Annotated in this window: 9 protein-coding genes and 1 tRNA gene; 5 read left to right on the top strand and 5 right to left on the bottom strand. The window is 64.8% G+C overall.

The features are described from left to right. Positions 1 to 1,070 (top strand): glycosyltransferase family 2 protein (locus tag AB1609_11905; GenBank protein MEW6047169.1); only part of this gene is annotated, 1,070 nt, incomplete at its 5' end. A gap of 479 nt (positions 1,071 to 1,549) precedes the next feature. Here the strand turns inward: AB1609_11905 and AB1609_11900 are convergent. Then, positions 1,550 to 2,344, bottom strand: a complete 795-nt coding sequence (locus AB1609_11900) for a stalk domain-containing protein (protein MEW6047168.1) — start codon at positions 2,342 to 2,344, stop codon at positions 1,550 to 1,552. A gap of 256 nt (positions 2,345 to 2,600) precedes the next feature. Between AB1609_11900 and AB1609_11895 the strand changes: the two genes are divergently transcribed. Continuing rightward, positions 2,601 to 3,197 carry a DUF1670 domain-containing protein gene (locus tag AB1609_11895; GenBank protein ID MEW6047167.1) on the top strand — a complete coding sequence of 199 codons (597 nt, stop codon included), beginning with the start codon at positions 2,601 to 2,603 and terminating at the stop codon, positions 3,195 to 3,197. A gap of 108 nt (positions 3,198 to 3,305) precedes the next feature. Continuing rightward, on the top strand, positions 3,306 to 3,518 hold the full coding sequence (locus AB1609_11890; protein ID MEW6047166.1) for a helix-turn-helix domain-containing protein: 213 nt from the start codon (positions 3,306 to 3,308) through the stop codon (positions 3,516 to 3,518). 242 nt (positions 3,519 to 3,760) lie between these two features. On the opposite strand, the gene AB1609_11885 is transcribed toward AB1609_11890, so the two are convergent. After that, positions 3,761 to 3,967, bottom strand: a complete 207-nt coding sequence (locus tag AB1609_11885; protein ID MEW6047165.1) for a helix-turn-helix domain-containing protein — start codon at positions 3,965 to 3,967, stop codon at positions 3,761 to 3,763. 115 nt (positions 3,968 to 4,082) lie between these two features. Between AB1609_11885 and AB1609_11880 the strand changes: the two genes are divergently transcribed. Both AB1609_11880 and AB1609_11875 read left to right on the top strand, forming a co-directional pair. After that, the gene (locus AB1609_11880; protein MEW6047164.1) at positions 4,083 to 5,054 is read left to right on the top strand and encodes a hypothetical protein; all 972 of its coding nucleotides are present in this window, start codon (positions 4,083 to 4,085) and stop codon (positions 5,052 to 5,054) included. Position 5,055: 1 nt separating this feature from the next. Continuing rightward, the gene (locus tag AB1609_11875; GenBank protein ID MEW6047163.1) at positions 5,056 to 6,156 is read left to right on the top strand and encodes a tyrosine-type recombinase/integrase; all 1,101 of its coding nucleotides are present in this window, start codon (positions 5,056 to 5,058) and stop codon (positions 6,154 to 6,156) included. 206 nt (positions 6,157 to 6,362) lie between these two features. Here the strand turns inward: AB1609_11875 and AB1609_11870 are convergent, their stop codons facing one another. The 3 genes from AB1609_11870 to AB1609_11860 all read right to left on the bottom strand — a co-directional run bounded on the left by AB1609_11870 (position 6,363) and on the right by AB1609_11860 (position 7,562). Further along, positions 6,363 to 6,824: a PIN domain-containing protein gene (locus AB1609_11870; GenBank protein ID MEW6047162.1), complete on the bottom strand. Its 462-nt coding sequence runs from the start codon at positions 6,822 to 6,824 to the stop codon at positions 6,363 to 6,365. Continuing rightward, a complete protein-coding gene (locus tag AB1609_11865; protein ID MEW6047161.1) occupies positions 6,821 to 7,099 on the bottom strand; it encodes a helix-turn-helix domain-containing protein in 279 nt (92 codons plus the stop codon). Before AB1609_11865 ends, AB1609_11870 begins: the two co-directional genes overlap by 4 nt. Before the next feature lie 388 nt (positions 7,100 to 7,487). After that, positions 7,488 to 7,562: transfer RNA gene (locus tag AB1609_11860), tRNA-Thr, on the bottom strand. Positions 7,563 to 7,613 lie beyond the last annotated feature (51 nt).

The raw sequence follows: 7,613 nt of genomic DNA, 5'->3' as shown, positions 1-7,613 counted from the left end.
TGTACCCGTCGCCCCGACCGTACGTGCCTCTACTCGATACCCGCCCTGTCCGGCAGATCTACGCTTCCTCCCTCTATCCCAACCTGCTGGTGGTGGACAAGGAGAACGGGGGCAAGGCCGACGCCCTAAATTGCGGCATAAACATGGCAGGGGGCTCCCTCGTGTGCGCCATTGACGCGGACTCGGTGATAGATTCAGAGGCCCTGGCCAAGCTGCGCGAGGAATTCTGCCGGGACGGGAATCTCGTTGCCGCGGGCGGCCTGGTGTTGCCGGCCAACGATAGCACCATCAAAGCGGGAAAGGTGGGGGAACTGCGCCTTCCCCGGAAACTGCTGGTGCGCCTGCAGGTGCTCGAGTACCTGCGGGGGTTCCTGGTGGGAAGAGTAGCCTGGTCGCAATTGAACGCCCTGCTCATAATTTCGGGTGCCTTCGGGCTGTTCGACCGGGAAGCGGTCGTCCGGTGCGGAGGCTACCGGCACGACACGGTGGGGGAAGACATGGAGCTGGTGGTGCGCATGCACCGGGTCATGCGGAAAATGGGGAGGCCGTACTCCATCAGGTTCGTGCCCGAGGCATACTGCTGGACCGAGGTGCCGGACACGGTCAGGCTGCTGTCGCGCCAGCGGGCGAGGTGGTACCGGGGCCTGCTGGATAGCCTGCGGTTCAACTTGAGCATGCTGGCCAACCCCCGTTACGGGGTGGTAGGCCTCGCGGCCTTCCCCTATTTCGTCCTGGTCGAGGCCCTGGGCCCCGTCATCGAGCTCACCGGGTATGCGGCCTTGGCCGTGTCGCTCTGCCTAGGGATCGTGGACTACACGTTCGCCTTGCTTTTCGTTGCGGTTTCCTGCCTGTTGGGCACCCTCGTCTCCCTGTCTGCAATCAGACTGGGGGAAGACCTTTACTTCCGGTACCCGAGCGACTCGGACACCTGGAAGCTCGTGTGGTGCGCCGTGCTGGACAACTTCGGCTACCGCCAGTTGACGGTGCTTTGGCGACTGCGGGGGTTGCTCGAGTATGTGCGCGGCGTGAGGGTCTGGGGCAGGATGGAGCGGCAGGGCTTCGCAAGGTAGCGTGGTCTGGTCTCACCCGGTCACAGACCGCCCCGCCTTACCCCGATGCACTCACCAGAGCAGCCCGCGCCATTCGACGCAGCCCACCCCGGTTAGTGCGGCTTGAAACAGTAGGAGTACCCCCGTGGCATTAGTCGCACATGCAGCATTAACATCGCCCGAGAACACGCAGCCCGCGAACAGCACGCCTGCCGGATCCTGTCTCCTGTCCCGATCAGGACTGCATCGATACGAAGCCCGGTCGGCTAGGCAAAGCCCCAAGATTAGCCCGGCTTCCTCAGCCTGGCCCGCTCCGCGCACAACTCCAGAGCGCCGGCCGCGGCCGAAGCCGAACAAAAACAGCCTCCCTCAGTGCCGCTAGAGCCTTGCTCACCTCCTCGTCCGCGCCTCTCTTCGCCGCTTTTAGCGTTTAAAGCGTCGCACAGGAAAGGGCCTCGGAGCGAGCCGCCCCGAGGCCCCATCCGAAGCGAGCACGGGCTTCAGTTGATCGCCACCACCTGGCCGGTCCCGAACCAGTCCACGAGCGCTCCCAGGCTCTCGGAGACGAACCGCAGCGGGATCAGGGTCCGGTCCCCCACGATCACCGCCGGCACGTCCAGAGCCACCTCCGCCCCATCAACCCGGGCCTTGAGGGAACCAATCGGGATCAGCACCACCCTGCCAGCTTTCAGCACGGTGACCGTCCGGGTCTCACCGTCCCACCTGACCTCGGCACCCAGCGCCTCCGCTATGGCCCTGACGGGCACCATGGTGCGGTTGTGGACGATCATGGGCTGTACGTCAAAGCTAACCTTCTTCCCCTTGACGAACACCTTGACGCCCTCGCCCTTGCCGGCCTTCTCGTACAGCCCGCCCAGCTTCTCGTACAGGTCCTTCTGGGCCGGCTCGCCCGAGACGGCGCCCTCCATGTCCTCAACCGCTTCCTCCAGCTCCCCGAGTTCCTCCTTCAAGATGGCGCGGTAGCCATACACCGCGCCCGGCACGGTCGCGCCCAGTCCCTCCAGCTCCGTGAGCGCAGCCTGAGCGTAACCTTTGGCCCGCAGGCACAGGGCCAGCATGACCGCCACCTTCGCGCCCTTCGGGGAAAGCTTCCCCAACTCCTTCAGCACCTCGATGGCCTTGTCGTACTCCCCAGCCGCGCGGTAAGCCACCGCCAGCTTCCAGAGGATCTGGGCATCACTCGGCTTGTCCGCCAGCTCGGCTTCCAGCTTAGCTATCCGATTGGCCAGGCCCTCGTGGTCTTCCTCGGCCTCCTTCTCTTCTTCGTCCTCCACTCCCGCACGGAGGCGCTCTTCCAGACCATTCGCCAGCACCACAGCTTTTTGTGGGGTCGTACCCGAACGCGAGACACCGGCCGGCACCGCAGCAGGGCCCTCACCCGGGCAAAGGTACCTCCGGGAGCCGCCGGGACTAAACCTCCCCTTCACTCCGCCGAACGCCAGGCCCCGTCAGGGCCCGGTGCCGCCCGTCAGCACCCGCCACGCACCCGCCGGTCCGTCCTTCACGACGTAGTAGAAAGAACCCACCGCTATGCGGGAGACACTGGTCCACGTGCCTCCCCCGGCAACTCGCACTGGGTTCGCGTTCCGGTCCGAAACCAAGAAATACCATACATCCACGGAGGGCGCCAGCCCCGGACACACGGACAACGCCGCGCGACCACCAGAAGCAGCCCACGCCCACCGCCGCCCCGGCACACACATTTGGGGTTTCCGTACACTACGTTTCAGCCCGGGGCTCATCCGTGAACTGCTGGACGCGTACCAGGAGCGCTTCGGGGTGCTGCTGCCCACGGCCGGCACGGTGCTGGACATGGGCAGGACGCTGACGCACAAGACGATCGTGGTGGAGCTGGCCCTGCAGGGTCTTTCCACCACCGAGATCGCGCGGAGGATCTACCATGCGCCCTCTTCAGTGGACGCCTACCTGCGCCTGTTCGACCGGGTGCTGATGCTGGTGTACTACCGCGTCCCCGAAAAGGCCATGCACCGCATCACCGGCACCAGCCCCGCTCTCGTGAAGGAGCACCTGGAACTGGCGAAGAAACACTTCCCCGACCCGGACGCCATCAAGAACTACCTGGTCAGCAGAGGCGTCAAGGTCGAGGAGCTGGCTTCGGGAGCTTAGCTGTAATCCTAAATGGGGACCGGTGTGGACATTGAAAGGGATCCACATCGGGACTTTAACCCCGCTATGATTGGTGGGTGTGTAGCAGAATCCACCAGAAAGCGGGGTATGGGAGTGACCGATGTGGATGGAATCCAGGATATCAGATCCCGTTACTTCCGGGAAGGACAATCTATCCGCCAGATTGCCAGTGAGCTGGGCATGTCCCGGCGAACGGTCCGCCGGTACATACAGTCGGACGGTCCGTGGCGGTACGCCCTGAAGCAGCCGAGGCCCAGGGTGGTCATCGACCCCATAGAGCCCGATGGGGCGTTGGGGTAGGGGCAACCGCTCGTAACGCCCTCGTGAACGTTACCCACCACTCACACAGTTGGATAAAAGGCCGGCCCCCTCGTATCGGCATTTGCGGTCCCTCCATAAACCTGACCGCGCGAGCCCCGAGTCCCTAGGATGTTCATTGCGCCCTGCATGCCGACACTCATGACCTGGCCGGTCGGTCGCTCGCGGCGTTTGCCATCTTCTTCGTATCGGCCCTGCCCGACTCCGCCGACCTTCCAGAAGCATCAGCCGACCGCCGATCGGTCACCCCGGGCTCGCACCGACTCGGCTTCCTGGCGGTCGAGCCATGCAATGAGGCTCGACCGGCGAAACAGGACGCGGCAGCCAATGCGAACGTGCGGGATGCGGCCCTCCCTCGCGAGCCGATACACCGTCCAGGGCGAGACGTTTAGTAGTTCGGCAGCTTCCCGTGCGCGCAAACAGTCGCCCATGGTTTACCGCCTCCGTGCCGGAACTGCGACACTTACCCAGTACCATTCTACCGATACAACTCTTGGCCGTCAATACAACTCCTGATATAATATCCGTAACAACAGGTCGCTGGGGGTGAGCGTCGTGCCCGACGTGGCCCGATTCGTTTGGCACGTGGCGGAGAACGGCGTCTATGTGTTCCGCACGAGAGCAGTCAACACCGACTACGAGGACGACTACCTCACGGATGGCATGCCGGTACGCGTGGCGAGCGGGTACCGACAGTATGAGCCTCTGAAAACCTACACTGGGCTGTTCCGCACATTCGCCCACACCCCTCCAACCAAAGAGGGCATCATGGCTTTCGCGGCCACATATGGCCTCCTAAACGACCCTGGAAAGCGGAAGCTCATCGACTTCGTAGACGAAGAGGGCCGAATGGGGATTGCCCGTGCCGAACCCCTGACGTTCTGGAGATCGCAGATCTCGCTGATGAGCCAGGCAGTGGAGCTGTGGGATGCCGTCCAGGCCGGAGACGCAACCACACTCGGCCGCCGGATCGTGTGGAAGGACGTCCCCGGGGGAACGGGCGTCCTCTACGAGCCCCCTCGCTCGGAAGACAGCTCCCGCGAGCGGCCCTACACGGAGTGGATCGCAGCCCCACATGTTCACCCCGAGCGGCTGGAGCGGCTCATGCGGGGCGATCTCGTGATGCCGGCGCTCTACCACATTCAGAGTGTGGTCAACGCTAACCTCAAGGAACGGGTATCGGTGGAACTCGTGTGGGACGAGCCCCACACACGGCTGAGGCTCAGCATTGTCCCACGAAGCCTGATTGGGGCGCTTTGGCTCCAGTTCGCACGCGCCATAACCGACCGGAAGACCTACCGCCGCTGCGAGGAGTGCGGAACCTGGTTCGAAGTGTCGCCCGGGGCAGCCCGGGCCGACCGCATCTATTGCAGCAACGCCTGCCGTACCAAGGCCTACAGGATGCGTAAGGCGCGGGCCCAGGAGATGTACGCGGCCGGAAAGGCCATCCGCGAAATCGCCGAAGCTCTGGGGTCGGATGAGGCAACGGTGGCAGGCTGGGTAAAGGAGGGGACATAGCGTGGCCGGCTGGGTCGAAAGGCGAGGGGAGAACAGCTGGCGCCTCAACGTTTCGGGTGGAGTCGACAACGAGGGCAGGCGAATAGTTTACCGCAAACGGGTCCAGGCCTCTTCCGAGCGCGAGGCGCGCCGCCTCCTGAACCTCTTCGCGGCCGAGGTCCTGCGGGGCGAGTACGTGCAGCCGGCCCGACTCACCCTGCGCCAGTTCGCCGACCGGTGGCTGCGGGACCACGTGGATCCCCGGCTGGCGCCGCGCACCGCCCACCGCTACCGCCAGGTGCTGGCGCGGGCCTGCGAGGCCATGGGTCACTACCGCCTCGAGCAGTTGAAGCCGCTGCACTTCGTGGAGTTCTACAACGGGCTCCGGCAGGAGGGGAGTCGCAAGGACGGAAAGGCGGGCCGGCTCTCGGAGGCCAGCATTCTCTACCACCACCGCGTGCTTTCCAAGATGTTCGCGGACGCCGTGCGGTGGGGCGTGCTGGCTGCGAGCCCTCTCGCAAAGATCGAGCCGCCGCGCGCCCGGCCGCAGCAGGCCCCCTCCTACGACGAAGCCCAGGTCGCCGCGCTTCTGGCCGCCCTGGACGGGGAACCCCTTCAGTACCGGACCATGGTAATGCTGGCCCTGGCCACGGGGCTGCGGCGCGGCGAATTGGTCGGCCTCGAGTGGAGGGACGTGGACTTCGCCGCCGGCACCATCACGGTCCAGAGGGCGGCCTGCTACGTACCGGGCAGGGGCGTATTCACCAAGGAGCCTAAGACGGAGAGCTCCCGCCGCACCCTCTCCGTACCTCCGTCCGTGATGGGCCTCCTGAAGCAGCACCGCGCCGCGCAGCTGGAGAATCGGCTGCGGGTGGGCGATCTGTGGAAGGGCAGCGACCGGGTATTCTGCACTTGGGACGGCGCACCCATACACCCGGACACCATCAGCAGCTGGTGGCCGGACTTCCTGCGCCGCCACGGGCTGCCGCATATCAAGTTCCACGCCCTGCGCCACACCTCGGCCACCCTGCTAATCGCCCAGGGCGTGCCCCTCAATCCGTCGCCGCCCGGCTCGGCCACGCCGATATCCGCACCACGGCCAACATCTACGCCGCCGCGTTGAGGAGCGCCGACGAGGAGGCCGCCGCCCGCCTCGACCGCATCCTGTCCGACCGGGGTAGGCAGGCCCGGCCCCGTCCGGGCTGATTGCTCCCAAACTGCTCCCAGAATTCTCGGAGGCCGCCTCTAGCAGCAAGTAGAAGGTCCCGGAATCGTTCCGGGACTTGGCTTTTCGTGGAGCCGGTGGTTCCCCGATCACCTCAAGTTACTTCAGGACTCCCCCTTGCCTCCCTGTTGGGTGTCGGCCTTTTCGGTCATACCCCGCAGGAATTCTCTCGTGTCTTGGACCGGGATGGGGAAACCTTCGCGGACGCGTTCGGTCACGATGTGGCGTCGATCCAGGGAGATCAGGACGTCGGCCCTCGCCTTGGCCGCCCCGGCCAGCACGTGCGCGTCTTTCGGGGCGACGAGGCCCGACCACTCCGCTTCCTCCTCCGGGGTGACCGGGGGGACCAGCTCGACTTCGACCGAGCCTAGCAGCCGGTAATAGCGGAGGAGGGATTCCTCCCCCATCTTGGTGCGAATGTTGTGCTCCGCCTCCTTGAGCACCCGCCTCGTGGCCACCACCCGGACCCGGCCCGCGCGGGCAAGCATCAAGATGAGCGTGGAGCCGCCGGTAGAGGAACCAGCAGCTGCCACCCAGCAGCTTGCGTCCAGGAAGACCCGCTTCATTGGAGCAGCTGCTCCACTTTCCGGACCGTGGCCTCGTCCACCTTGTCCGCCTTCAGAAACCGGCGGATCTCACTCCGCGTGTACTCACGAAGGGTTGGGCGGGCCTCAGCAGCCCTCTCGCCGCGCAGAAAGACCTCCAGTTCTTCTGCTGGCACGCGCCATACTCGTCCCACCTTGACTCCTCTGAGTTCGCCCCGCACCAGCATGTTGTACACTGTCTTCGGGTGGACGGAAAGGCGTTCGGCAACCTGGGCAACGCTAAGCGCTCTTTCCATGTGGGCAACCCTCCTCCCCTTAGGATAACTAAAACACCCCCTATTGGCAAGCAAGGAGTCTTGGAAGACGTTCTTGCGCCTCAACTCCTGCTAGGGACCCCCGTGCCGTCGGCTGTTGCTGCTCTTCGGCGGCTGGTGTATTGGTTACACGTTGGGGAGCGCCCAACGCCATCATGCCGTATCAGGGGTATCATGCACGAGTGCAAGCGCCGCCGCCCTGAGGAGCACCGACGAGGACGCCGCCCGCCTCGACCGTATCCTGTCCGGCCAGGGGAAGCAGGCCGCCCCTACCCGCGCTGATTGCTCCCAAATTGCTCCCAAAGTGCTCTACCGCCGCCGGTGGCAGGAAATAGAAAGCCCCGGAATCGTTCCGGGACTTGGCTTTTCGTGGAGCCGGTGGAGGGAATCGAACCCACAACCTACGCATTACGAATGCGCCGCTCTGCCCTTGAGCTACACCGGCTCATAAAAAACTGGAGCGAGAGACGGGATTCGAACCCGCGACCCTCGGCTT

It is taken from the genome of Bacillota bacterium (assembly GCA_040754675.1).
Classification (GTDB): Bacteria; Bacillota; Limnochordia; order Limnochordales; family Geochordaceae; genus Geochorda.
This window is presented reverse-complemented; position numbering and strand designations above follow the sequence as displayed.